The following is a 25234-nucleotide window of genomic DNA, read 5'->3' as shown; positions in this document are numbered from 1 at the left end:
AGCGATTGTACGAGAAATAAGTCAACACTTATGACGCTGCAATTCTGCATCTAACTCTGTTAACAAAGCATATATTCTATCAAAATCATGTTTAGTTTTAGAAGGAGCGTCATAGGTTCTCAAAGTACCTTTAGTATGAGTATGAGCCGCTCGATTGCTACTTTTCTTTAGATTAACAAGATCACCTTTTAAAGCACTAATTTTATCAGTTTTTTCTAACTTTTTTTCAATTTTTTCTAATGTTGCTAAACCAATAACTATCATCAACATTTTTCTAAAAGCTTCATATTGAAAGTTAGAGTTAGGCTTAATAATCTCGTCTTTGATGAATTTTTGGTTAGCTGGGGACTTTAAGCATCGTTTAGCACATCTTAAAACTATATCATCCATAGTTTCCTCGATCCAGCCACATAATTCTATAAGAGCTAGTTTAGAATAAAAAATTTTTCTATCATCAGTTGTAGAGTCATTATAGAGTTTATCAAGCCTGTTTAGCGTCTTGAATAAATAACTTTTAGTAATCATTACCAGTAGAAGTAGATGAAAAAATTTTGATAGATGTATTAATTCTCTCTAAAGCCTTATCTTTTCGATACATACCACCAGATAAATTTTTAGTTAAAAATGGTTCAGATTTTATTAATCTAGAATACTTGTCTTGTAATTCATCATTGGAGAGATTGACTAAAGTATCTAAATTTTTGGCAACTCCTAACAGAATTCCCTCAGCAATAACTTTACTGGTTTTGAGAGGTTCCTCTTTGAAGATTCTATCATAAATCAAGTCAACAGTTTGCTTAAATAATTGATCTTTATCTTGAATAAAATCTTCATGAGCCAATCTATGTTTATACATATAATCATTTAAAAATCCGGTCAATTTCCCCTTGTAGTTCTGATATCCATCATAAAAAGCAAAGAAACGAAGAACTAATTCTTCATCTTCAAATCGAGATGCTTTTTTCTGCTTTCGATCCATCAGCAAAAGCCAGTTTTCATATTGAGCGCATTCTTTTAAAAAAGTATTAAACTCGCCATTATAGATACAATTTCTGATCTCCTGATTATTGAGTTTTACTCCACCGGTATTTAAGCGATGGAAAATGTTAAAAATATAATTATTATGAGTTTTTTTGCTGGAGTCATAGCGAATCATGGTGATGGGAATAGTCATATTTTCTACGCGTTCATATAATTCTTCATGCTGAGTTTTTATTTCCTCAACTGTTTTTCCAGAAATAGACGAATCTACATCAGCTAATTTTGATAGCTTCCAATCTTCAGTAGTTAAAAATTTGACGATGGTACTAATTCGTTGTAATCCATCGATGATATAGCGTTTATCTGTCTTATAGTCAAGACTAATACACATACTAGGAATCGGTAACTGTTTCATTAAACTATCAATAAAACGAGTTTGTTGTGGATCAGTCCACACCACATCTCTTTGAAAATCTGGATCGATAACCAATTGTTTTTTTTGATACATTCTAACTAGATCAGAGCAGGATCGCTGCTCATTGTAAGCAATAATATCCGCAGGAGGAAAATCCACATCATCTTCTTCCTCTAGATACTTTTCTTCTTCGGCTGCTAGTAATTTCTCTTCTTGAGTGAGATAATTAACCATAATTTTTATCCGTCCTAATATTGCCAATTCAAAAATGAAACGCACGACTTCTTAAGAGTTGACAGAAAAAGGCTCATCAGGTACTGTCTGATCAATACAACAACAGATCAGACACAAAAACGAAGCCACCAACATCTTAACATAGAACAAAGAAACTTGCTCTATCAACTTGGTCAAGAGGGAAATTTATCTCAATGGCAAATGGCAGCTGGGATGTCATCAAAGCACTACCAAAGCGAGAATTAAGAAGGAATCAAGGTTCTCTCGGATGCTATCTACTGAAAATTGGTATCTTCATCGATTAAGTTAGCAATGGGAGTATAATAATCCAGTAATCCAGTGACAGGATAACGGTCTGCTAGAGCGATCAAGGGAATATAAGGTATGATTAAATAGTCTTCTGAATCTATATCTAAATCATGATCGGTAGTTTCATCTATATCTATATTTTTGTCAATATCCTTTTGTAAAATTTGCCAAGCATGAGTAACTTTAGTTATTCCTGTATCACTTAAATCGGGAACGGGTGAAAAAACAAAATTAAGCGAAAGTCGGCCAAAAGAAGTCAAAGATTGCAAAAGAAGCTCGATTCCTTTTTGATTTTGTTCGTTAGGAAATAAAAAAATAATTGCTTCGTTGGCTGCCTGTAGTAAAGATAAAGCTCCCCATTCATTGATTCCAGTACACGAATCTACTAAGATAAGATCAGGTTTTAACTGATTTTGAATCTCTCGACTAAAATTTGACCAGAGTGTTTCCCCATTATCGAGAATTGTTGTTGCTCGCAGATCATCAACTTTAGTAATGTAATCAAGACTCAAATAACCCGCAGGAACAATAAATAGTCTTCCCGTCGCATCGGGAATATTAACTTCTCCAAATATTTTAGTGATATTAATCTTTGCTTCTACACCTTCTGGTAAATAGGATTTTTCATAAAAATAGTCCACAATTCCGTATTTCGGTGAGGGATTTAAGGGGAAAGCTGTGCTTAACCCCGGTGCTTCTAAATCCAAGTCAACAGCTACTACTTTACGACCTCGCATCGCTAAAATCCAAGCAACATGAATTAAAGCAGTTGTCCTACCTACTCCCCCTTTAAAAGAATAAAAAGTTACGGTTCTAGGAAGACAAAGTTCGGGAGAAGACGGTGATTGATTTTGTGGATTAGCTGACCACAAAGCTAAATCTTGCCAAGTGTGAATTGATTTTTCGTCCAGAAGTTGTGGAGCTTTTAGATCGAGAGAGGCTGCCTCCTGAATAGTATATAAAGATATAAAACCTAAAAATTTATGCTGTTGTTCTATGTCATTTTTAACTGCTTCTCTTCGCTGAGTTGTTGATAAATTTTCAAACTTATCACTGACGATAGTTATATTCAAAAGTCCAGCAGTAGATACATTGAGATCAACCCATTCTTGTGCTTCTTTTTGAACATATATATCTGTTAATTTTTGTTTCAGTGATCTTAACCAAGTTTCTGACATAACTATCTCCTTAAAGTTGAGTAGCTTGTTTCTGAAGCCATCTTTTCAGACTTTGATACGCTGATAACCACTCTTTGTATTTATCGTCATTCGGTTCACTGCTGGAATAACGCATATCTATAAAATTTTGACTAGGATTTTCTACTATATTAATCCATTTTATCACGTCTGGATAATTTTGAACTCTCGAATAGAGACGATTATTACTTTTTAGAGCTGCTGTCAAACTGTGACCCGGATTAGTTATGGTATGTCCGGGGTTATTGGACTTAGTTTTCCATTCTTGACTGGATACCGAAGCTAAGATCATAGATTTCAGCAAACATTCGATCGTAATACCTCCAAAGTGCATAGCAGCTATTTTCCTATTAGATTCACAAAGTATTTCTGTATCTTGATGACGTTGTAAAAAAGCTGATTGGTAATCTTCCATCCCTAATTATCTATTCCCTAGAGTTAATACCTGTGAATAAGTTTTTAGCTGAGGATTAAACAAGGGTACTTTATTAAACAATAAAGCACCCTTTTAGTTTAGCTTAGAACTCTCCTTTTAAAGCGGCATTACAGCGCTCGCAAATAGTGGGATCATCGGCAAATTTTCCCACTTGAGTGGAATAATTCCAACAGCGATCGCATTTTTCGCCGTCTGCTTTGACAATTCCCACCGAAACAAAGTCCGATTCTCCCTTATATTCTGCGGTTTGAATTGCGCTAATATCACTGACTAATTCCACTTGAGAAGAGAGAAATAGATAACGCAATTCATCGACTTTATTTCCCGTTAAACTATCACAATTGTTGAATAATTCTAACTCCTTTTGTAAGGTTTCATCGGGAACATAAAGTAAAACTTTTGCCTCTAAAGAAGCACCGATCGCCTTATCATTTCTGGCAGTTTCCATCACCTTATTAACTTCGGTGCGTAGCTGCCGGAATTTAGACCATTTATCGGCTAATTCGCGATTATTCCAAGCAGGATCGATGTTTAGCCATCCTGACTCAAATACTGATAAATAAGGAGTTTTGTAGGGGAGAAATTGCCAGATATCTTCCGCTAGATGAGACAGGACAGGAGCGATCGCTTTAGCAAGATTTTCTAAAGCAATAGCATAAACTGTTTGACAACTGCGACGACGGAAAGAATTAGGATCAGAAATGTATAAACGATCCTTAGCGATGTCGATATAAAAGTTAGATAAATCGACAACACAAAAATTCTGTACCGTCTGGAAAAAGCGGAAGAATTGGAAACTTTCAAAAGCTGCCGTTACTTCCGTAAACACTTCCGAGATACGATGTAACATATAGCGATCAATCTCCGGTAGATCTTCATAAGCTACCGCATCCTTAAGGGGATCAAAATCATTTAAACTCCCCAGTAAAAACCTGGCAGTGTTACGGATTTTATTACGGATATCTACCAACTGTTTAAGAATATTTTGACCGATATTCACATCATTGGTATAGTCCACCGAGGACACCCATAACCGAATCACATCCACCCCATAAGCGGGTTCTTTTTTCTGGTCTTTACCACCATTAATGATCACATTGGGATCGATGACATTACCCAGAGATTTACTCATTTTTCGTCCCTGTTCATCCAAAACAAAACCGTGAGTTAACACCGTTTTATAGGGAGCAATACCATTAGCAGCCACACTGGTTAATAAACTCGATTGAAACCATCCCCGATGCTGATCCGATCCTTCTAGATACATATCCGCAGGATAACTTAATTCTGGTCGAGCATTAGCCACCGCATTCCAACTAGAACCAGAATCAAACCACACATCCATAGTATCCATTCCCTTGCGATAACTGCGACCATTATCGCGATAACTGGGGGGTAACAATTCCTCTACGGATAACTCCCACCAAGCGTTAGAACCCTTGACTGCGAAGATAGCTTGAACGTGATTAATCGTCTCCTCGGTTAACAGAGGTTCATTCGTTTCTTCGTCATAAAAAACAGGAATAGGAACCCCCCAACTGCGCTGACGAGAGATACACCAATCGCTTCTTTCACTAACCATAGAAGTAATGCGATTCTTACCCGTTGCAGGAATCCAACGCACCGAATCAATCGCATCTAAAGCTAATTCTCGGAATCCTTCCACGGAAGCAAACCATTGTTCTGTTGCGCGGAAAATTGTCGGTTTTTTGGTTCTCCAATCGTAGGGATATTTATGCTGATATGCTTCTTCTTTGAGTAAGGCACCTTTTTCTGTCAGTGCTAAAATGATTGCTTCATTAGCATCTTTTAAGACATTTAAACCCGCAAATTGTCCCGCTTCTGCGGTGAAATTTCCCTTATCATCCACGGGAGAAAGTATCGGTAAACCGTAACGTTGTCCGACGATATAATCCTCCTGACCATGGCCAGGTGCAGTATGAACTAATCCGGTGCCGGAATCAGTGGTGACATAATCCCCACCGATGAGAATAGCACTTTCTCTGTCAAACAAAGGATGACGATATTTAGTATGTTCTAATTCCAGACCTTTAACCGTTGCTTTAATCGTCAAAGTTGTGTTAAAAATGTCGGCCAATTTTTCGACTAAATCCGTCGCTACGATTAGATAATTAGACTCGCTGGTTTCCACCACTGAATAGTTTAATTCTGGGTTCAATGCGACGGCCAAATTCCCGGGTAAAGTCCAAGGGGTAGTCGTCCAGATAGCCACGGATAAATTAGGCAAAAATGGCGTTAAAACCGGGGTTGAAACTGACGTAATCGGAAAAGCAACATAGACACTGCGGGAAGTGTGACCTTCGGGATATTCTAATTCTGCCTCAGCTAAAGCGGTTTGAGAACTAGGACTCCAGTGAACCGGTTTTAGTCCCCGATAAATATAACCTTTCAGGGCCATTTTTCCGAATACGGCAATTTGAGCGGCCTCGTATTCAGGTTTTAGGGTTAAATAGGGATTTTCCCAGTCTCCCCAGACTCCATATCTTTTGAAACCTTCACACTGTTCTTTTTGCGTTTGAAGGGCAAAATCATGGGCTTTCTGACGTAATTTCAAAGGGGTTAGACCCTCTTTTTCCGAGCTTTTAAGACTTTGTAAAACCTTTAGTTCGATCGGCAACCCGTGACAATCCCAACCCGGCACATAGCGCACTTTGTAGCCTTGCAGCAGTTTATATTTATTGATAATGTCTTTGAGAATTTTATTTAAAGCATGACCGATATGCAGGGACCCGTTAGCGTAGGGTGGTCCATCGTGGAGAATAAATAATTCTTTGGGGTTATTTTGCGCTAATTTCTCGTATATTTGCTCATCTTGCCAGAATTTCTGGATTTCTGGCTCACGTTTGCTCGCATTTGCTCGCATATCAAAGTCAGTTTGAGGCAAATTAACGGTATCTTTGTAACTTTTAGCGTTGGACATTCTGGCAAACCTATGGATATCAATCGTTTTCGGGATTCATTCCTAAATAACGTCCCTTTGAGAGTCGTTATCTCTATTCTGTCACATAACTGTAATATAAATATTACAAGTGACAATCATTGATCTATAAGTCTAGCGAGATTGAGTCCAAGAGCGATGATTCCCAAAGGCTATAATTCAGTTATTCGAGGATAGGGAGCATGAGGACGATGGTGACGAATCCTAATTTTTTTTATGTCTCTCCAGAAGTGTATCTAGAAGGGGAAAGAGTCAGTCCGATCAAGCATGAGTACCGAAAAGGACGGATTTATGCGATGGTAGGCGCAAAAAAGCCGCATATTGTCTTAAATACAAATCTAGCCACCTTATTGAGTATCCATCTCGATGATAGTCCCTGTCTTGTTCTCACTTCCGATATCAAAGTCCGGTTAGAGGAGGCAAATTGTTATTATTATCCCGATATTGCGGTGGTTTGTGACGAGAGAGAGATTAACAATACCGATGATTTTATTCTCTATCCCGTTCTGATTATTGAAGTATTATCGAAATCTACGGAATCCTTTGATAGGAGTGATAAATTTAGCGATTATCAAACCTGTCCCACCTTAAAAGAATACATTCTTATCCATCAAAACCAGATGAAAATTGAATGTCACCGTCGCGAGGATTTGGGAGTGTGGCAAGAACAGATCTATGAAGCGGGAGATGAGGTAGAATTTACCAGTGTAGGATTCCGGGGATCGATCTCTTCTATCTATCGCAAAGTCCCCGGTTTGATCTGATTGCCATTTTTTTTTGACTTTACTCAGGTTTCCAATCCATCAGCGAGTTTTTCAGGGATTGTAGAGCTTGTAAGTGAATTTGTCAATCCCGATCGTACCTCAAAAAGGGGCTCTCTTGGGTTGGGTGGGTAAAATGTATTATAAGATACAGTCCTGCTGGCGGTCGCAACGCGCTCGCTACGCGAGACCGAGTGGAAGGAACCAGAGAGACACAGAGGACACAAAGACTGATCTCTCTTATACTAAATCCGTTGAGTATAGGCTACATATTAGGACGGGCAAAAGGCAAGAGGCAAGAGGCAAAAGGGGGAATAAATAATCAGTTTTTAATAACTGGATTTAGTATTATATAGGGTCTGCTGAATAATGGTAAAACCCTTTTAAAATAAGGCTTTTGACCTGTTAAAATCCAATGTTAGTGCCAGAAAATTAAGATTGAGACCTTCAAAAACCTTGCATTATTATTTTTTAGTACATAAATAGTACAAAAAGCAGGGCAACAAAGCCTGAAACTCCTGCATCCGTTCGACTGAGCGTTCGACAAAAGCTCACAGCCGAAGCCTGCCCCCAGGAAAAACTTTTTGCCGCAAACCCTAGTTAAGTCGTGGTATCGCCCCCGTAGTCAATCATCATCTGTAAGGGCGCAGGGCTGATAGAAGGGGCCAAGATGGGATTATTAAGACTTGGTTGTTAGTTGTTTGTGATCAGTCATTTGATCGCTTTTTGTGTTTGGGGTATCCATGATAAGAAATTATTCAATCAATCGATCGGGTGACATTCTAGGCTATGATTTCCCTGACTATAGTTATTTCTCTACATTAAGGAAAATCTACAATGACAGCCTTTCCCATCGATTTGAGTGCCTATAAACCCATCAGTCTCGACCCCAGTAACTCCACCCTCACCGACGACCAAAGAAGCGCCCTAAAAGCCAATATCCAACTCTGTCGCGATGCTATCATCTTTTTTACTGCCACGGGTGCGGCCCGGGGTGTGGGTGGACACACTGGCGGCCCTTACGATACCGTCCCGGAAGTGGTGATTCTCGATGCTCTTTTCCGCAGTCAACCTAGTCAATTTGTACCAATCTTCTTCGATGAAGCGGGACACCGCGTCGGTACTCAATATCTCATGTCTGCGTTAGAAGGTTCTTTACCCGCAGAACAATTAATGCACTACCGCGAGGCTAATTCTAAACTCCCCGGACACCCAGAATTAGGATTAACCCCCGGCGTCAAATTCAGTTCTGGCCGTTTAGGACATATGTGGCCCTACGTTAACGGTGTCGCTTTAGCTAACCCCGGAAAAACTGTTTTTTGTTTAGGTTCCGATGGTTCTCAACAGGAAGGCAATGACGCGGAAGCTGCCCGTTTGGCCGTGGCTCAACACATCAATGTTAAGCTGATTATTGATGATAATGATGTGACGATTGCCGGTAATCCTTCCAAATATTTACCCGGTTATGATGTGGCTAAAACTCTCACCGGCCATGGCGTAAAAGTGTTAGTAGGAGATGGGGAAGATATCGATAGTTTGTATCGCAATATCTGTGAAGCAATTAATACTCCGGGCCCGATTGCGATTATTAATAAACGTCCCATGTGTCCCGGTATTGAAGGTTTAGAAGGTTCTAACCACGGACATGACGTGATTTCTGTCCCCTTGGCTTTGAAATATTTAGAGGCAAAAGGACACAGTGCCGCCGTGGAATATCTCAACAGTATTAAGAAGCCTTCTAATGACTATAAATTCCTCGGGTCTGGGGATAAATGGGGTTCTAACCGCAACGTTTTCGGCGAAGCGGTAGTCAGTCTTTTAGGCAAAATGAGCGAGGAAGAACGCAAGGCTAAGGTATTAGTAGTAGATAGCGATTTAGAGGGTTCCTGCGGTCTAAAAATTATCCACGATAAACATCCGGAAGTGTTTATTCCTTCTGGTATTATGGAGCGAGGCAATCTTTCGGCAGCCGCTGGTTTTGGTATGGAAAAAGGTAAACAGGGAATTTTCGCCACCTTTGCCGCTTTTCTAGAAATGTGTATTTCTGAAATCACCATGGCCCGCTTGAATTATTCTAATCTTTTATGTCATTTTTCCCATTCTGGTATCGATGACATGGCCGATAATACCTGTCACTTTGGTTTGAATAATTTCTTTGCCGATAATGGACTGGATGACGGTTACGAAACCCGTCTTTATTTTCCAGCCGATGCGGCACAAATGACCGCCTGTGTCGAGGCAACTTTCCATCAACCCGGTTTACGTTTTATCTTCTCGACTCGTTCTAAAACTCCCAATATTCTTGATACTAAAGGCAATAATTTCTTTGGTGATGGTTATACCTTTGTTCCTGGCAAAGATGAAGTAATTCGGGAAGGCACTGCTGGTTATATCATCAGCTTTGGCGATGGTTTATACCGCGCTTTAGATGCAGTGGAACGTCTAAAACAAGAAGGTATTGACGTGGGTTTAATTAATAAACCGACTCTCAATGTAGTGGATGAAGAAATTATCGCTAAAGTTGGTAATTCTCCCTTTGTTTTAGTGGTAGAAGCATTTAACCGTCGCACGGGTTTAGGTAGCCGTTATGGTTCTTGGTTACTCGAACGCGGTTTAACTCCTAAATACGCCTATATCGGTACTCAACACGAAGGTTGTGGCGGTTTATGGGAACAGTTCCCCCACCAAGGTATTGACCCAGTTGGTATCATTAGTAAAGTTAAATCTTTAATCGCTTAGATAGTATTTTAGGGTGGGCTTTAATCAGTAATCAGTAATCAGTAATCAGTAATCAGTTATCAGTTATCAGTTATCAGTAATTAGTAAACAGTCATCAGAACGTAGGTTTGGTTGAAGCATGAAACCCAACGCCTGCATCGGTTACGCTACCGCTAACCCATCCTACAAATAATTGTGCCTCCCTACTTAGGTTTTAGATTCGGCCTTTGTAAACAGTCATCAGTCATCAGTCACCAGTGGACATCTTCAATAATTAAGATTTTAGCTTGGTTGAGGGTCTGATCATTTGTACTAAAATTTCCAAGACGCAGTTTCAATCGATTACAGCTAATCAACTTTAGCCGATTAAATCGCACCATTGAGGGGAAATCCCCCTTAACTAGGTACGGTAAGCCCCTAGAAGCCGACAAACCGGTCAATCTAGAATAGTCTCTAGGGTATAAAAGTAATCTCTTATAGAAAATGCAGCCAACCAATCCACAACAATTTACAGAAAAAGCTTGGGAGGCAATCGTCAAAACGCCGGACATTGCCAAACAGAACAGCCAGCAACAAATCGAAAGCGAACATCTAATGAAAGCCCTTCTTGAACAGGAGGGATTAGCGGGCAGTGTCTTTAGTAAAGCTAATATTAGTCTAGCCCGTTTGCGGGATCGAACCGACGACTTTATCCGTCGTCAACCGAAAATCTCTAACCCCGGCGACTCGATTTATTTAGGTCGTAGTTTAGATAGTTTACTCGATCGAGCGGAAAATTATCGCCGAGAATTTGGAGATGACTTTATCTCGATCGAGCATTTAATTTTAGGTTACGCTAAAGATGATCGCTTCGGTAAAAATATTTTTCAAGAATTCGGACTTACCGAAAACAAACTCAAGGAAATTATTCAACAAGTCAGAGGTAGTCAAAAAGTGACCGATCAGAATCCAGAAGGCAAATACGAAGCCCTAGAAAAATACGGACGGGATCTCACCCAATTGGCCCGGGAAGGTAAATTAGACCCCGTAATTGGACGGGATGACGAAATCCGTCGCACCATTCAGATTCTCTCGCGTCGGACTAAAAATAACCCAGTTTTAATCGGGGAACCGGGAGTAGGAAAAACAGCCATTGTCGAAGGATTAGCCCAGCGGATTATTAACCGTGATGTGCCAGAATCTCTGTTAGATCGGACTCTTATTTCTCTCGATTTAGGGGGCTTAATTGCGGGAGCAAAATATCGCGGGGAATTTGAGGAAAGATTAAAAGCTGTCCTCAAAGAAGTCACCGATTCCCAAGGCAATATTATCATGTTTATTGACGAAATTCATACCGTTGTCGGTGCGGGAGCCACGCAAGGGGCAATGGATGCGGGCAATTTATTAAAACCAATGTTAGCCCGGGGTGAATTACGTTGTATTGGGGCTACTACCCTCGATGAGTACCGCAAATATATCGAAAAAGATGCGGCATTAGAAAGACGTTTTCAAGAGGTTTTAGTGGATGAACCAAATGTGGTCGATACTATTTCGATTCTTCGCGGTCTCAAAGAACGTTATGAGGTGCATCATGGGGTCAAAATTGCCGATAATGCTTTAGTAGCGGCGGCACTGCTTTCTAATCGTTATATTAGCGATCGCTTTTTGCCCGATAAGGCCATTGATTTAGTTGATGAAGCGGCGGCCAAATTGAAGATGGAAATCACCTCTAAACCAGAAGAACTCGATGAAATTGATCGCAAAATTCTCCAGTTAGAAATGGAAAGACTTTCCCTACAACGGGAGTACGATCCAGCTTCGCGAGAACGGTTAGAAAAGTTAGAAAAAGAACTGGCTAACCTCAAGGAAGAACAATCGGGATTAAATGCCCAATGGCAAGGGGAAAAAGAGATTATCGATAAAGTTCGTGGGGTGAAAGAAGCGATCGAACAAGTTAATCTGGAAATTCAACAGGCCGAACGAGATTATGATTATAATCGGGCTGCGGAATTAAAGTTCGGAAAATTAACGGATCTGCAGCGGCAAATGTCCGCCCTAGAAACTCAATTGGCCGACAAACAAACCACCGGCAAAAGTTTATTAAGGGAAGAAGTTCTCGAATCGGATATCGCAGAAATTATCTCGAAATGGACGGGAATTCCTCTCAATAAATTAATCGAATCGGAAAAAGAAAAACTCCTCAATCTGGAAGACGAATTACACGAAAGTGTCATCGGTCAAGAAGAAGCAGTCACAGCCGTAGCCGAAGCGATTCAACGTTCCCGCGCTGGTTTATCAGACCCCAACCGTCCCACGGCCAGCTTTATTTTCCTCGGTCCGACGGGGGTTGGTAAGACAGAATTGGCGAAAGCTTTAGCACGCAATCTCTTTGACACGGAAGAGGCTCTAGTTCGCATCGATATGTCGGAATACATGGAAAAACACAGCGTTTCCCGTCTCATGGGCGCGCCTCCGGGATACGTCGGCTACGATGAAGGGGGACAATTAACCGAGGCAATCCGGCGTCGTCCCTACTCTGTCATCCTCTTTGATGAGATTGAAAAAGCCCATCCCGACGTTTTTAACGTTATGTTACAAATCCTTGACGATGGGCGCTTAACCGACTCTCAAGGTCATCTGGTTGATTTTAAAAATACCATCATTATTATGACCAGTAATATCGGTTCTCAATACATTTTAGACGTGGCTGGTGATGAGTCTCGTTACGAAGAAATGCAGGCACGAGTGATGGAAGCAATGCGGAATAGTTTCCGTCCCGAATTCCTCAATCGTATCGATGAAACGATCATTTTCCATAGTTTACAAAAAGCACAACTGCGATCGATTGTCAAACTACAGTTAGCCAATCTCAGCGATCGCTTGATCGAACAAAAATTAGCCCTGAAATTTGCCGATATTGCCCTCGATTATCTAGCAGAAATTGGTTACGATCCGGTGTACGGTGCGCGACCCTTAAAACGGGCAGTACAAAGATATGTGGAAACTCCGATCGCTAAGGCAATTCTGCGCGGCGAATTCAAAGGGGGAGACACGGTTTTTGTTGATGTGGCCGATGAAAGATTGACCTTTAAACGGTTAGCTTCCCCAGTAGTAACTGCTTAATTAAGTAAGGGTGGGCAATGCTCACCCTTTGATTATTATGGAAGCATGGGATTTTGGCTTGAATCTATGACTGTAACACTGTTCGCACCACGTCAAAGACCCGAAGGTTAATGCGGATGGAGGGACTCGAACCCACACATCAAAGACACTAGAACCTAAATCTAGCGCGTCTACCAATTCCGCCACATCCGCAAATATGTCAGCATATCCTATCATAGCATAAGATACTATAGGAAAGATAAAATTTTTTATTCTTAATAATTTTATGCTCTTAGGTTTTGTCTTTCAGTCTCCCGGCCCCGTCCTCTGGGAAATCGGACCGATTTCGGTGCGCTGGTATGGATTTCTCATCGCTATGGCGGTATTATTGGGTGTCACCCTCTCCCAGTACCTCGCCCAAAAAAGAGCAATCAACCCCGATTTAATCGCTGATTTGGCCATTTGGTTAGTAGTGGGGGCCATACCTGCGGCCCGTCTGTACTATGTTCTCTTTCAGTGGCAAGAATACGCTAACAATCCTGCTGATATTATTGCCATTTGGAAGGGAGGTATTGCTATTCACGGGGCAATTATCGGGGGTTTGCTGGCGGCCCTAATCTTTGCCCGCATTAATCGGGTTTCTCTTTGGCAATTACTCGATCTGGTGGCCCCTTCAGTTATTCTCGGTCAAGCGATCGGACGTTGGGGTAACTTTTTTAATTCGGAAGCTTTTGGCAGTCCGACTAATTTACCTTGGAAGTTGTTTATTCCTCCGGCTAGTCGTCCTTTAGAATATATCACCGTCGATTATTTTCACCCCACGTTTCTCTACGAATCTCTCTGGAATCTGGCGGTTTTTGCCCTACTCATCTATCTATTTTTCTGGGGTTTAAAATACCCTAGTAAATTAAAAATTGGCACCCTTACCCTAGTTTATTTTATCGCCTACAGTCTAGGTAGATTCTGGATCGAGGGACTACGCACCGATAGTTTAATGTTTGGGCCTCTGAAAATGGCGCAAATAATTAGTTTAGCTGCGATCGCTGTCGGTCTTTTCGGTTTATTCTGGTTATATAAACTGCAGCGTCCTTTACCGGATGTGGTGGCGACCGTCGGTTATAATCAAAAGTTACCCTAGCTAACCCCGACAATGGATCTAGTAACGATTTTTCAACAGGTTTTAAACGGTTTATCGATCGGTAGTGTCTATGCTATTTTTGCCCTCGGTTACACTTTGATTTTTTCCATTCTAGGGATTATCAATTTTGCCCATGGCGCAATTTTTACTCTCGGTGCCTATTTTACCTACGCTCTAACGGGGGGAGTTTTCGGGTTTAATGGTTTATTAGCTAATGCCAAATTACCCTTTTCCTTACCCTTTTTTTTAGCACTCTTGCTAGGCTGTATCCTTTCAGGTTTTACCTCGGTTCTTCTGGAAAGATTGGCCTTTAAACCCCTCCGGGTAAGGGGTTCTGATTCTCTCTTAACTCTGGTTTCTAGCCTAGGGGCAGCCGTGGTGATTGTCAATGTCATTCAATACTTATTCGGGGCAGAAATGTATACTTTTCCCGATGATATGTATGGCAATCTTCCCCCCGCAATCAATTTTGGTACAGCCGATCGCCCCGTGGCAATTCGCACAATTCAGATTATTATTTTTCTGGTTTCAGCAGTGATGGTAGCTTTACTAACTTACTGGGTTAATTTTACCAAAATGGGCAAAGCTTTACAAGCGGTAGCTGAAGATGTCACCACAGCCAGTTTGTTGGGGATCAATCCCGAAAAATTTATCGTGATTACCTTTTTTATTAGTGGTGCCTTGGCAGGTTTAGCAGGAACTTTAGTCGGTTCTAGTGTTAGTATTGCCGGTCCCTATTTCGGTATTGCTTTCGGATTAAAGGGTTTAGGAGTGATCGTTTTAGGGGGATTGGGAAGTATCCCCGGAGCGGTCATCGGTGGTTTATTATTGGGTATTGCCGAAGCTTTTGTTCCCGCAGAATATTCCGGTTATCGAGAAGCGATCGCTTTTGCTATTCTCTTTGTTATGTTGTTAGTTCGTCCCCAGGGTTTACTAGGTAGAAAGTTAATTCAAAAAGTCTAATTCGGTTTAATTAGCCCCGAGAAAAACTGTTTTTCCCGACAAAGAAGATTGATAGGCAGCGTATGCCACTTCTAGGGCATAAAGACTGGCTTGGGGAGTAACATAAAGAGGAACCCGATCGAACAGATAATCCAGCACCATGGCGGTATCTTTGGCAAAAAGACCGCGACGGGTTTCCGCTTCTAAAGCTTGGCTACCTTCACTATTAATTAACTGCCCTTTTTCCCCTTCAAAAATTAAGCTGCCCCCCTCGCCATGAATAGTGAAAGTTCGCTCATTTTGCCAAAAAACTTCGCCTTTGCCGTAGGTAACTTCAGCAATTAAGCCATTTTTAAATAATAACTGTGCCTCACACAAACAGGCCAGAAAATAATCGGATTCTGGGGCATTCCAATAACGACAATGACAGGATACGGACTCCACTTCCCCAAATAAATTAGTAAAGCGATGGATACGGGAAAGGGCAGCGATCAAAGGAAAACCGAATAAATCCCGATGAAATGTCCAGCGCCGGGGTGCCGGTCTGCCGGGGACGATTGTGGTATAACGGGCTAGGTGGATATTGCCGAGGCTGGCTAAATATTGCTGTTGGGTTTGATGGAGTCCCCCCAAAAGTTCAATATGTTCGACGTGCAGTAATTTGTTCTCGGTTTCGGCTAGGGTGATTAATTCTGCTGCCGCTGCCGGGTGAAAAGCCAGAGGATACTCGACGATAACGTGCTTACCGGATTTTAAGGCAGTACGGGTGATCGAGGCATGGGCCTGATTAACGTTGGCAATGACAATCAGATCGAGATCGGGATGGCTGGCAAGGGTTACTGCTGAATCTAGGGCAGAAATTTGGTATTTTTGCGAGAAATTAGCGATCGATTCGGCACTATTACCGCTAACGTATAGAAGCTGGGCGCGATCATCGGCTTGCAAGCTTTCAGCGCGACGTTGAGCGGCGAACCCTGTACCAACTATACCAATTTTTAAGGGACGATTAGAAGTCATCAGGGGCATTCTGGCGACATTAATTATCGGGAAGTGGGGTGTGGGCTTCGGCCGACTGCCTCTTGCCTTTCCTAGCTTTATCTTGGCAATTAACCTATCTATTGTCTCAAAAATAGCGCCCTAAAAGATGTGGGAGGGGTGAATTTATATTTTGAATGGGCAAGACCAATTTTTTGCTCCTGTTTAGGTCCTAGAGCTTTTAAACTGCCATCGGTTGTCGGGGAGCATGACGACGAGGGGAAACCACCACGGGAGTGGGCGACACTGCACAGGTTAATTCTAGAGACTGTTCTAAACTAACCACCCGATTGAGTTGTTGCCATTCAGTGCCAAAAGGAGGCATCGCTAAAGCGCAGGCTTTCCAATGAGCTTCGACGGGAACATCTAGTTGTTGACAAGTGCCACCGCGCCGACCTTGGGTTTGATAGTATCGGCAGTATCGACAGGAAGAAGTAAGAAAGTTTGCGGCTTGCATGGGTTGGCTTTAAAAGGAAGATGATTATAAGGAACTCAAGGGATGACTCTCTTTTCGCTCTGTGTAATATTGTCCTACCCCGTGCCAAGGGTATTTTCCTGACTACCACAGTTAAAACTGATATGCCATATAGTTTCTAGTGATCCCGAAAAAAAATTTTATTTTTAGAATCTTTTAATAGTTACTTTACAAAAAGCAGCACTGTCTCAAAACTGAAGAGTTTAACTCAGTTGTGGCCGAAGTTATTGGGTCTAGTATCGGCGATAACAAAGCGGGGATCAAGCCTTAGCGGAATAGAATGGATGAATACAGGTTCAATTAAGACAGAAAAGATAGGCAAATCGATTCCTGACTCAAAACCACTCTTTCCACAATACTATAAAAAAATTTAATCTTTTACCCCGCCCGACTGGGCAAAACAAAAAGCACAACATTGCCAACGATCAAGCTCCCCGGAGGGACTGGGAGACTGACAACGAGGACAAATTGGCCAGGATCGGGTTCTATGACGTATTTTCTGGCTCCAACTCTCTAAAGCGTCCAGTTGCTGGGGATTTTCTGGCGGTTTTTCTGGGGTAACATAACTAGGATGATCTCTGAGGGAATTAGGTGCGATCGCTTCTAGGGGAATTAACTGACTATCCTGCTGCCAACGGGCGGCAGAAAAGCGGATATCGCTCAAGGGAGTCTCTAGCTGACTATTAAGCCGTTTTAATAAGCTATAGCGTTGTAAAGACAATTCCTGCGCTAAAGCGGCGCTACTGGTAGCCACCGATAAAACCCCGCGATTGAGGGAAAAAGGCCGGGTTTGTGCGATCAGACGGGGATTAATAATTTTTGGCCATAATTGCAGCACTTGCCCATAGTGGCGATATTCTTCCCAACCCGCCCGTTGAGTAATAGTCGCCAAAATTTTGGCAAGAGAATGTAAAGACATAGAGAAAATCTAGGGAATACCACGATACACTAGGACGAAAAAACCTGCTAACTTTTCAGCATAACCTTTAATATCCTTGCCCTAGATATCCGCCATGAAATCCGATCAATCCCCATCCCCTCAAGATTCCCCTCTCTCGATCGTCCATCAACCCAGTTCAGCCATTGATCCCGCCCAGGAACCAGAACAGCTGGAAGCCGCTATTATTAACGTCTATCCCCCAGCTAAAGACGTCTTTTTTACCCCTTGGGGTATCGGGGCAATGGTGATCTTTTTAATGGCTAATATTCTCCTCAGTCTCAATCAATGGTTAACCACCCCCCCCCCCACCCCGAGGAAAGCTGAGAATTCCCTGTTGGGGCAGCGCAAAAATAACTCCCGCCGCCTCGATCGATTGATAGCGATCGCTCGTCCAGTAGAGAAAACTCCTCAACCCAGTGCGATCGCTAATATTCCCGCTCCTCCCCTTAAAACTAGCCCGATAACTAATATTCCTGCCCCACCAGTGGTTCAGAGTCCCCCCAGTGCTAGAAATCTGACTAATGCCCTCTTACCCCCGAATCCGCCGCCCTCCCTGATGCCGGTCCATCAATTACCCGTCAGTAAGATCGAGCAATCTTTACCCGTCGCCCCCCCGGACTCCAGCACCCCGCCCGTATCTTCCCTAGTTTCGGCACCACCGCCCCCACCGCCCCAAGTCACCCCCGCCCCCTCGACCGCAATCATTAACGAACGAATGTTAGAGGAATTGCGCCAAAGAGAAGAATCACCCCCTAATTTACCCTTTTTTCAACGGGAAAAAGCCCGTCGTCTGGCTAATCAAAACCGACAGGATGCCACGGAGTTAATGAAACAGTTACCGCCAGAATTACAAGTATCCCCTTCTCCCAGTAGTCCGCCACCTTCAGAAACAGCCAATCCGTCCCAGTCCCCCGTCCCTAGTTCTATCATTATTGATAGGAGCGGCACTTCGGTAAACTATTAGGGTTCCTATCGGGAGGACGGCAATGGGTTTGTTTGATCGCATGGGCCAAGCAATTCGCGCCCAAGTCAATAGTCTGATTCAGGAAAATCAAGATCCAGAGAAACTACTGGAAAAGGCGATCTTGGACATGGAAGGGGAATTGATCCAAATGCGACAAGCCCTGGCGGCAGCCGTCGCTACCCAGAAACGCACCGAGCGCCAACGACAACAACAGGAAAAAGCAGCCCAAACTTGGCATGAACGCGCCCAATTAGCCCTAAATCACGGTAATGAGGAACTCGCCCGCCAAGCTCTCAGCCAATGGCAAACCTATCAGAGTCAGATCGTCCCCCTACAAAACTCCCTGCAACAACAAACGGCTATTATACAAAAATTAAAGAAAGAACTCTTGACAATTGAACGCAAATATGCTGAGATGAAAGCGCAAAAAAGCCTTTATGTGGCCAGATTGCGATCGGCGAGCGCCAGTCAAAAAGCCCAAGAAATTATGGGCAGTTTGAACAGCAGTCAGATGGGGACTATTTTTGAGAAATTAGAAGCAAAAGTCCTAGAAGCTGAATCCCAAGCCGATTTAGTCCAGTATAAAGACCCCTTAGAGCGACAATTCCAAGATTTGGAGGGACAAAAACAAATTGAAGCCGAATTACTCAAGTTAAAACAAGAAAACTTGGATGGGTAATGTGGGAAGTGGTAAGTGGGGAGATGGGAGATGGGAGAACACTTCCTGTGCGTTGCGGGCAAGATGGCGAAATTTCAACTAAAACCCCAATACCCTAATACCCTAATACCCTAATACCCTAAATGCCCCAAACCCTATCGCCTATCCTAGCTCTCGTGGTTTATATTGGATAATAAGCCGTTAGGCAAGATAGGAAATTTTAAGAACAGTTAACTGATTTAGTACACACCGAGAGGAACAAGAGCGTCATGGGTTTATTCGATCGCCTTAGCCGAGTTGTCCGAGCTAACCTCAATGATATGGTGAGCAAGGCTGAAGATCCAGAAAAAATGCTGGAACAAGCTGTCAGTGATATGCAAGAGGATCTAGTACAGGTACGTCAAGCGGTCGCTAGGGCGATCGCTGAACAACGACAAACGGAACAAAAATACAGCAAAGACCAGTCAGAAGCCAATAAATGGGAACAAAGAGCCAAATTAGCCCTTTCTAAAGGGGATGAAAACCTCGCTCGGGAAGCTCTTAAACGCAAGAAAGATTTCACGGAAACCGCCGCGATTCTCAAAAATCAACTGGATCAGCAAACGGTACAGGTAGAAAGTCTGAGAAAAAACTTGATTGCGCTCGAAAGTAAGATTTCTGAGGCAAAAACCAAGAAAAATATGTTGGTAGCTCGCTCCAGAGCCGCAAAAGCTAACGAACAAATCCAGAAAACCCTTGGCAGTATCAATACCAGTAGTTCCGTGGATGCTTTTGAGCGCATGGAAGAAAAAGTTATGCAGTTAGAAGCCAGTAGTCAAGCGATTGGTGAAATCACTGGTAGCGACATGGAACGTCAATTCGCTGCACTAGAATCGGGCAGCGATGTGGAGGATGAATTAGCAATGCTAAAAGCACAAATGTCCGGGGGAGCATTACCCGGTACAGCTTCTAGTCAACCCACTTTACCCCAAGCAACCACCGTCAGGGATTCGGCAGTGGATGCAGAATTAGAGGAATTGCGATCAAAGTTAAAAGAACTGTAAAACTTTGAGAGCGTCGAGACGTATTATTTATGGTACGTCTCTATTTATTAATTTTGTCGTTGAGATAGGGAATATTAATTGCTAGTCATAATTAACCATCACTATTATGCGGGATGATTTATCTAATTTACGTTCCTCAATTATCGAAGTAATTGCCTTACAAAAAAGAGCCGAACAACATTACAACCAGGCACAAGCCGAGGTTTTAAAATGGGAAAAAAGAGTTAAAATCGCCCTAGATAAAGGTGATGAGTCTCTGGCACAAGAAGCTAATATAAAGAAAAAACATCACATTAATACCGCAAATATTATTAAAAATCAACTGGAAAAACTGAATATCCAAGTTGATAAACTGAAAGAAAAATTGCCGATTTTAGAAAGAAAGATTAACGAAAAAAGTATCGGCAGTATAGATACTAGCATTGACAAAGCAGTTTTTGAAGTCCCAGGGGGAAAAGTTATACAATTGCAAGAGCCTAGTCAAATTTATGACGAATTGGACGGGATAGCAATCGAAAAGAAATTACCAAGATTAGACATGGCTGAAATAATCACTTTACAAAAAAGAGCCGAACAACAATACAATAAAGAACTAGCGGAAATTTTAAAATGGGATAGGAGAGCTAAATTAGCTAGATATGAAGTGGATTATTCCCTTGTTAGAGAGGCTTTTAGACAAAAAGAGAATCATATTAATATCGCCAATATTATCAAAAGTCAGATCGAACAAATTAAAACTCAAGTCGATACTTTGCAAAAAAACTTAACTATTTTTGAGAATGGGAACAATAGTATTTCCCATTCAGCTTTTGAGCGCATGGAAGCAAAATTTATCCAGTTAGAATCCAGTAGTCAAGCTGACGGTGAATTGGTTGACATCGATCCACTAGAAGCGGGTAGCGATGTGGATGATGAATTAGCACTGCTAAAAGCACAAATGTCCAGGGGAGTATTACCTAGTACAACTTCTAATCAAAGCAATTTACCCCCAGCAGCCACCGTCAGGGATTCAGCAGTAGATGCAGAATTAGAGGAATTGCGATCGAAGTTAAAAGAACTGTAAAACTTTGAGATTGTCGAGACGTATTAGAGCCTTTCTCCTAAAGATGAAGTATAAATTAATCTGGTATCTACGAGCGAAGAGCGGCTAATGTTAAGCGTTTCGGCGTTACCCACAACGAAAGCTTTGTACCTCATAATTATAAAAAAATCTCAAGCAGTGCCGATCAAAACCCTTTAATTCTGAAGATAATCCTAAGATTCAGCCCGAAAAAGAGCCAGAAAGGTGAGGATAGCTAGGATGGAAGTGAAAAGCAATTTTGACTCGAAATTATCCCAAGGGATCGATCGCATTTAACGAAACCCTTACCCTAACAGCATAAGACAAGAGAAGGACTTACTAAGGAGAAACCCAGCCATGAAAATCGGCGTAATCAAAGAAAGTGACCAAGGCGAGGCGCGGGTGGCGCTAGTGCCGGATACCGTCGCCCGTTTAGTCAAGGCGGGATTTGAGGTAATTGTCCAAAATGGGGCAGGAATTGGCGCCAACTTTGCCGATAGTGCCTATAGTGCCGTGGGAGCCGCCCTGAGCGAAAACAGCGAATATATCTATGAAACTGCTGATATTATTCTCAAAGTCGTCCCTCCTAGCGATAGCGAGATCGATCGCCTGAAAAATGGTGGTATCCTCATCGGCTTTCTCGATCCCCTGCGTCAACCCCGGCGCATTGCCAAATTAGCCGAGCGCGGGATCACTGCTTTGAGCATGGAATTAATTCCCCGCAGTAGTCGCGCCCAGAGTATGGATGCCCTCTCCTCTCAGGCTAACCTCGCCGGTTACAAAGCGGTACTCCTCGCCGCCGTTGAGCTGCCGAAAATGTTCCCGATGATGACTACCGCCGCCGGTACGATCGCCCCAGCCAAAGTGCTGGTATTGGGGGCAGGAGTGGCTGGATTGCAAGCTTGCGCTACCGCCCGCCGTTTGGGGGCAGTGGTGGAGGCTTTTGATATTCGTCCTCAAGTCAAAGAAGAAGTGCAGAGTGTCGGGGCGAAATTTATTGAAATGCCCCTAGAAGAAGATACCGTCGCCGATAACGGTTACGCCAAAGAGGTTTCTCTTAGCACACAGGAGCGCATTTGTCAAGCCCTAACGGAACCAATTAAGCGGGCTGATGTGGTGATCACCACAGCCCAAGTACCGGGGAAACAAGCCCCGCTGCTAGTCACCAAAGAAATGATCGCCACCATGAAACCGGGGTCGGTAATCGTTGATTTAGCGGCGGAACAGGGCGGAAATTGCGCCTACACCCAACCGGGACGAGAAATCATCGTTAATGGGGTAAAAATCGTCGGAGCCGTTAATCTTCCTGCCACAGTGGCCACCAATGCCAGTCAGATGTATGCCAAAAACCTGCAAATGCTGCTACAGCTTCTAGTCAGCAAAGACGGCAGTTTAAACCTCGATTTTGCCGATGACATCATTGATAGTGCCTGTGTCACCCACGCTGGCGAAATCCGCAACCAACGGATTAAATCCGCCCTCAGTGAACAGTTATCCGCTTTTTAGCTATCAGGAGGCAAAAGGCAGCTTTGTTCTCCCCACTTCCCCAATCCCCCCATCACCCCACTTCCCCAATCCCCAAACCCTATCCCCTATTTCTTTAACCAATGACTGCCCAACTTTTAACCGCTTTAGTGGTATTTGTCCTCGCTTCCTTTGTCGGTTTCGAGGTGATCAATAAAGTACCTCCCACTCTCCATACACCCCTGATGTCGGGAGCGAATGCAATTTCAGGTATCGCCGTTGTCGGTGCGCTCCTCATCGCCGGAGGCACGGATTGGCACCAATTAACCGTAATTTTAGGGTTAATTGCCGTTATTTTGGCGATGGTTAACGTGGTCGGTGGTTTTGTCGTTACCGATCGAATGCTGCAAATGTTCAAGAAAAAAGAGGCTAAATCATGAATAATGCCCTGATCACAGGGATCGAGTTGTCCTATCTACTCGCCGCCATTTTATTTATCATCGGTCTTAAACAATTATCTTCCCCCGCTACCGCCCGTCAAGGCAATTTTCTGGCTGCCATCGGGATGCTAATCGCCGTTATTGCCACCTTAATCAATCAAGAAATCCTCAGCTATGGTTTAATCGCCGTAGCGTTGGTGATTGGCTCAATTATCGGCTTAGTTTCGGCGCAAAAAGTCCCGATGACAGCTATGCCCCAAATGGTAGCGATTTTTAACGGTTTAGGCGGTGCTGCCAGTGCTTTAATTGCCATGGGCGAATACTGGCGTTTACTGCAAAGTGGTGAAAATATTGGTTTTGACTCGATACTGATCGCTATTTTGGGTATATTGATCGGTGGTGTCACTTTTACTGGTAGTGTCCTCGCTTTTGCCAAATTACAGGAATTAATCAGTGGCGCGCCCGTAACTTTTCCTTTCCAACAACCCTTTAACATTCTCTTGCTACTCACCTTTTTAGGGGGTAGTGTCTATCTCTTTTTTGATCCCACCTCGATCGATGTTTTCCTGACCTTGGTGGCACTTTCCTTAATTTTCGGGGCTTTATTCGTGCTTCCCATCGGCGGCGGCGATATGCCCGTGGTTATCTCCCTTTTAAACTCTTTTTCGGGACTTGCCGCCAGCGTAGTCGGTTTTATCCTGATGAATAGTATGTTGATCATCGCCGGTGCCTTGGTGGGTGCGTCGGGGATTATCCTGACTCAGATCATGTGTAAAGCCATGAATCGATCGCTGGCTAGTGTACTATTTGGCGCATTTGGTACCGGTGCTAGTGCCGGAGGCGAAGCCAGCGCCACTTCTAACCTTGATAAATCGGTTCATGCGATCGATTCAGAGGAAGGGGCAATGATGCTCGGTTATGCGCGTTCTGTGGTGATTGTACCCGGTTACGGCATGGCGGTGGCCCAAGCACAACACGCGGTGCGAGAATTGGCTGAACAGTTGGAAAAAAATGGCGTTGAGGTTAAATATGCTATTCACCCCGTGGCGGGAAGAATGCCCGGCCACATGAATGTATTATTGGCCGAAGCTAATGTTCCCTATCCGCAACTCTACGATATGGATGATATTAATCCTGAGTTTGAGCGCGTTGATGTGGCGTTAATTATTGGGGCGAATGATGTGGTTAATCCCGCTGCCCGTCACGATAAGGCTAGTCCGATTTATGGAATGCCGATTCTCGACGTGGATAAGGCACAGCACACGATCGTGATTAAGCGCAGTATGCGATCGGGTTTTGCTGGGGTAGAAAATGAATTATTCTACAATCCTAAAACCTTTATGCTCTTTGGTAGCGCTCAAGATGTGGTAGCACAATTAGTATCACAAGTCAAGGATTTGTCATAATTCTTAACAAATAGGACGGGGTGAAAACCCCGTCTTTTTTTTATCTGATTTTTCAGAGTTTACAGATAATCGAGAACTAATTCCCCTTTGCTCACTTTTTCGGTAATTAAAGTTCTGACTAACTCTAATTCTTCCAGGGTCACTTTACCATCAGACCTCATAGCCAGGGCGATTCTTTCCCTTTCCCCTTGAGTGATCACGCCATCAATACTAGCCTGTTCAATAATAGCTCGCAACTTTTCTAGTTCCTTTTGTTCTTCGCCGGTTAATTCTGCTTGATTAGGACGAGATATTTCCATAAAAAGTTCTCCTTGAGTGATCAATACAAACTTGATAATTTTTTTCTAAGTAGTAGAACCCCTGGCAGTTATCCCCAGTCAGCATCAGCAATCAGGAACAATGATTTTAGCAAGAGCTAGAACTTGATTCTTGACAGGGAGCCACTAAACCTGATTGACACTCCCGTCGTCAAGCTGACGCTGTGACGGGGGATTCTTGATTCATAGAAACCCGCTTTTGGGTACAAGTACCAAAGAGTCTTACAGTTTCTCCCCAAGCTTGAAATTCCGACTGTCCATC

The 25234-nt window shown here is 42.9% G+C and carries 21 protein-coding genes, 1 tRNA gene and 1 pseudogene; 13 read left to right on the top strand and 10 right to left on the bottom strand.

Annotated features, from left to right (window positions below; all coding sequences use genetic code 11):
• Positions 1-21: 21 nt before the first annotated feature.
• Positions 22-525, bottom strand: a complete 504-nt coding sequence (locus MiAbW_RS16165; RefSeq protein ID WP_151696931.1) for an endoribonuclease — start codon at positions 523-525, stop codon at positions 22-24.
• Positions 515-1630 (bottom strand): DUF262 domain-containing protein, encoded by a 1116-nt coding sequence (locus MiAbW_RS16160; protein ID WP_151696930.1) that lies wholly within the window; start codon positions 1628-1630, stop codon positions 515-517. Before MiAbW_RS16160 ends, MiAbW_RS16165 begins: the two co-directional genes overlap by 11 nt.
• 90 nt (positions 1631-1720) lie before the next feature.
• On the opposite strand from MiAbW_RS16160, the pseudogene MiAbW_RS16155 reads away from it, so the two are divergent.
• A pseudogene (locus MiAbW_RS16155) lies at positions 1721-1908 on the top strand (hypothetical protein); the annotation flags it as partial.
• Here the strand turns inward: MiAbW_RS16155 and MiAbW_RS16150 are convergent.
• The 3 genes from MiAbW_RS16150 to ileS all read right to left on the bottom strand — a co-directional run bounded on the left by MiAbW_RS16150 (position 1906) and on the right by ileS (position 6512).
• Positions 1906-3117 carry a ParA family protein gene (locus tag MiAbW_RS16150; RefSeq protein ID WP_238707319.1) on the bottom strand — a complete coding sequence of 404 codons (1212 nt, stop codon included), beginning with the start codon at positions 3115-3117 and terminating at the stop codon, positions 1906-1908. The pseudogene MiAbW_RS16155 and the gene MiAbW_RS16150 sit on opposite strands and share 3 nt — an antisense overlap.
• Positions 3118-3127: 10 nt before the next feature.
• A complete protein-coding gene (locus tag MiAbW_RS16145) occupies positions 3128-3550 on the bottom strand; it encodes a hypothetical protein (protein ID WP_151696929.1) in 423 nt (140 codons plus the stop codon).
• A gap of 103 nt (positions 3551-3653) precedes the next feature.
• Complete coding sequence (ileS, locus tag MiAbW_RS16140) at positions 3654-6512, bottom strand: isoleucine--tRNA ligase (protein WP_151696928.1); 2859 nt, start codon at positions 6510-6512, stop codon at positions 3654-3656.
• Between the two features lie 209 nt (positions 6513-6721).
• Here ileS and MiAbW_RS16135 point away from each other — a divergent pair, with 209 nt between their 5' ends.
• From MiAbW_RS16135 to clpB, 3 genes are all read left to right on the top strand, one after another.
• Positions 6722-7294: a Uma2 family endonuclease gene (locus MiAbW_RS16135; RefSeq protein WP_151696927.1), complete on the top strand. Its 573-nt coding sequence runs from the start codon at positions 6722-6724 to the stop codon at positions 7292-7294.
• A gap of 834 nt (positions 7295-8128) precedes the next feature.
• Complete coding sequence (locus tag MiAbW_RS16130; protein ID WP_151696926.1) at positions 8129-10030, top strand: transketolase C-terminal domain-containing protein; 1902 nt, start codon at positions 8129-8131, stop codon at positions 10028-10030.
• Positions 10031-10492: 462 nt separating this feature from the next.
• Entirely contained in the window at positions 10493-13111 is a 2619-nt protein-coding gene (gene clpB / locus MiAbW_RS16125; protein WP_151696925.1) for an ATP-dependent chaperone ClpB, read from the top strand.
• Positions 13112-13222: 111 nt separating this feature from the next.
• On the opposite strand, the gene MiAbW_RS16120 is transcribed toward clpB, so the two are convergent.
• Positions 13223-13303: transfer RNA gene (locus MiAbW_RS16120), tRNA-Leu, on the bottom strand.
• A 73-nt stretch (positions 13304-13376) separates the two neighbouring features.
• Between MiAbW_RS16120 and lgt the strand changes: the two genes are divergently transcribed.
• Both lgt and MiAbW_RS16110 read left to right on the top strand, forming a co-directional pair.
• Entirely contained in the window at positions 13377-14228 is an 852-nt protein-coding gene (gene lgt / locus MiAbW_RS16115; protein ID WP_151696924.1) for a prolipoprotein diacylglyceryl transferase, read from the top strand.
• 12 nt (positions 14229-14240) lie between these two features.
• Positions 14241-15191 (top strand): branched-chain amino acid ABC transporter permease, encoded by a 951-nt coding sequence (locus MiAbW_RS16110; protein ID WP_151696923.1) that lies wholly within the window; start codon positions 14241-14243, stop codon positions 15189-15191.
• A gap of 6 nt (positions 15192-15197) precedes the next feature.
• Here MiAbW_RS16110 and MiAbW_RS16105 read toward each other — a convergent pair whose 3' ends face one another.
• The 3 genes from MiAbW_RS16105 to MiAbW_RS16095 all read right to left on the bottom strand — a co-directional run bounded on the left by MiAbW_RS16105 (position 15198) and on the right by MiAbW_RS16095 (position 17599).
• Positions 15198-16196 carry a Gfo/Idh/MocA family protein gene (locus MiAbW_RS16105; RefSeq protein ID WP_151696922.1) on the bottom strand — a complete coding sequence of 333 codons (999 nt, stop codon included), beginning with the start codon at positions 16194-16196 and terminating at the stop codon, positions 15198-15200.
• A 190-nt stretch (positions 16197-16386) separates the two neighbouring features.
• Entirely contained in the window at positions 16387-16662 is a 276-nt protein-coding gene (locus tag MiAbW_RS16100) for a hypothetical protein (protein ID WP_151696921.1), read from the bottom strand.
• Positions 16663-17050: 388 nt separating this feature from the next.
• On the bottom strand, positions 17051-17599 hold the full coding sequence (locus tag MiAbW_RS16095) for a DUF721 domain-containing protein (RefSeq protein WP_151696920.1): 549 nt from the start codon (positions 17597-17599) through the stop codon (positions 17051-17053).
• Positions 17600-17693: 94 nt separating this feature from the next.
• On the opposite strand from MiAbW_RS16095, the gene MiAbW_RS16090 reads away from it, so the two are divergent.
• The 7 genes from MiAbW_RS16090 to MiAbW_RS16060 all read left to right on the top strand — a co-directional run bounded on the left by MiAbW_RS16090 (position 17694) and on the right by MiAbW_RS16060 (position 24655).
• Positions 17694-18584: a hypothetical protein gene (locus MiAbW_RS16090; protein ID WP_151696919.1), complete on the top strand. Its 891-nt coding sequence runs from the start codon at positions 17694-17696 to the stop codon at positions 18582-18584.
• Between the two features lie 22 nt (positions 18585-18606).
• On the top strand, positions 18607-19263 hold the full coding sequence (locus tag MiAbW_RS16085; protein WP_151696918.1) for a PspA/IM30 family protein: 657 nt from the start codon (positions 18607-18609) through the stop codon (positions 19261-19263).
• A gap of 248 nt (positions 19264-19511) precedes the next feature.
• Positions 19512-20285 (top strand): PspA/IM30 family protein, encoded by a 774-nt coding sequence (locus MiAbW_RS16080; protein WP_151696917.1) that lies wholly within the window; start codon positions 19512-19514, stop codon positions 20283-20285.
• Between the two features lie 106 nt (positions 20286-20391).
• The gene (locus tag MiAbW_RS16075) at positions 20392-21348 is read left to right on the top strand and encodes a PspA/IM30 family protein (protein ID WP_151696916.1); all 957 of its coding nucleotides are present in this window, start codon (positions 20392-20394) and stop codon (positions 21346-21348) included.
• 354 nt (positions 21349-21702) lie between these two features.
• Positions 21703-22851 carry a Re/Si-specific NAD(P)(+) transhydrogenase subunit alpha gene (locus tag MiAbW_RS16070; RefSeq protein WP_151696915.1) on the top strand — a complete coding sequence of 383 codons (1149 nt, stop codon included), beginning with the start codon at positions 21703-21705 and terminating at the stop codon, positions 22849-22851.
• Between the two features lie 101 nt (positions 22852-22952).
• A complete protein-coding gene (locus tag MiAbW_RS16065) occupies positions 22953-23249 on the top strand; it encodes an NAD(P) transhydrogenase subunit alpha (RefSeq protein WP_002785583.1) in 297 nt (98 codons plus the stop codon).
• On the top strand, positions 23246-24655 hold the full coding sequence (locus MiAbW_RS16060; RefSeq protein ID WP_151696914.1) for an NAD(P)(+) transhydrogenase (Re/Si-specific) subunit beta: 1410 nt from the start codon (positions 23246-23248) through the stop codon (positions 24653-24655). The genes MiAbW_RS16065 and MiAbW_RS16060 overlap by 4 nt, the downstream gene beginning before the upstream one ends.
• A 59-nt stretch (positions 24656-24714) precedes the next feature.
• Here MiAbW_RS16060 and MiAbW_RS16055 read toward each other — a convergent pair whose 3' ends face one another.
• Positions 24715-24954 (bottom strand): hypothetical protein, encoded by a 240-nt coding sequence (locus tag MiAbW_RS16055; RefSeq protein ID WP_151696913.1) that lies wholly within the window; start codon positions 24952-24954, stop codon positions 24715-24717.
• Positions 24955-25234: the final 280 nt, after the last annotated feature.

The organism is Microcystis aeruginosa NIES-4325 (assembly GCF_008974145.1).
GTDB lineage: Bacteria > Cyanobacteriota > Cyanobacteriia > Cyanobacteriales > Microcystaceae > Microcystis > Microcystis aeruginosa_G.
Note: the sequence above shows the minus strand (reverse complement) of the source record. Positions and strands in the feature narration are given on the sequence as shown.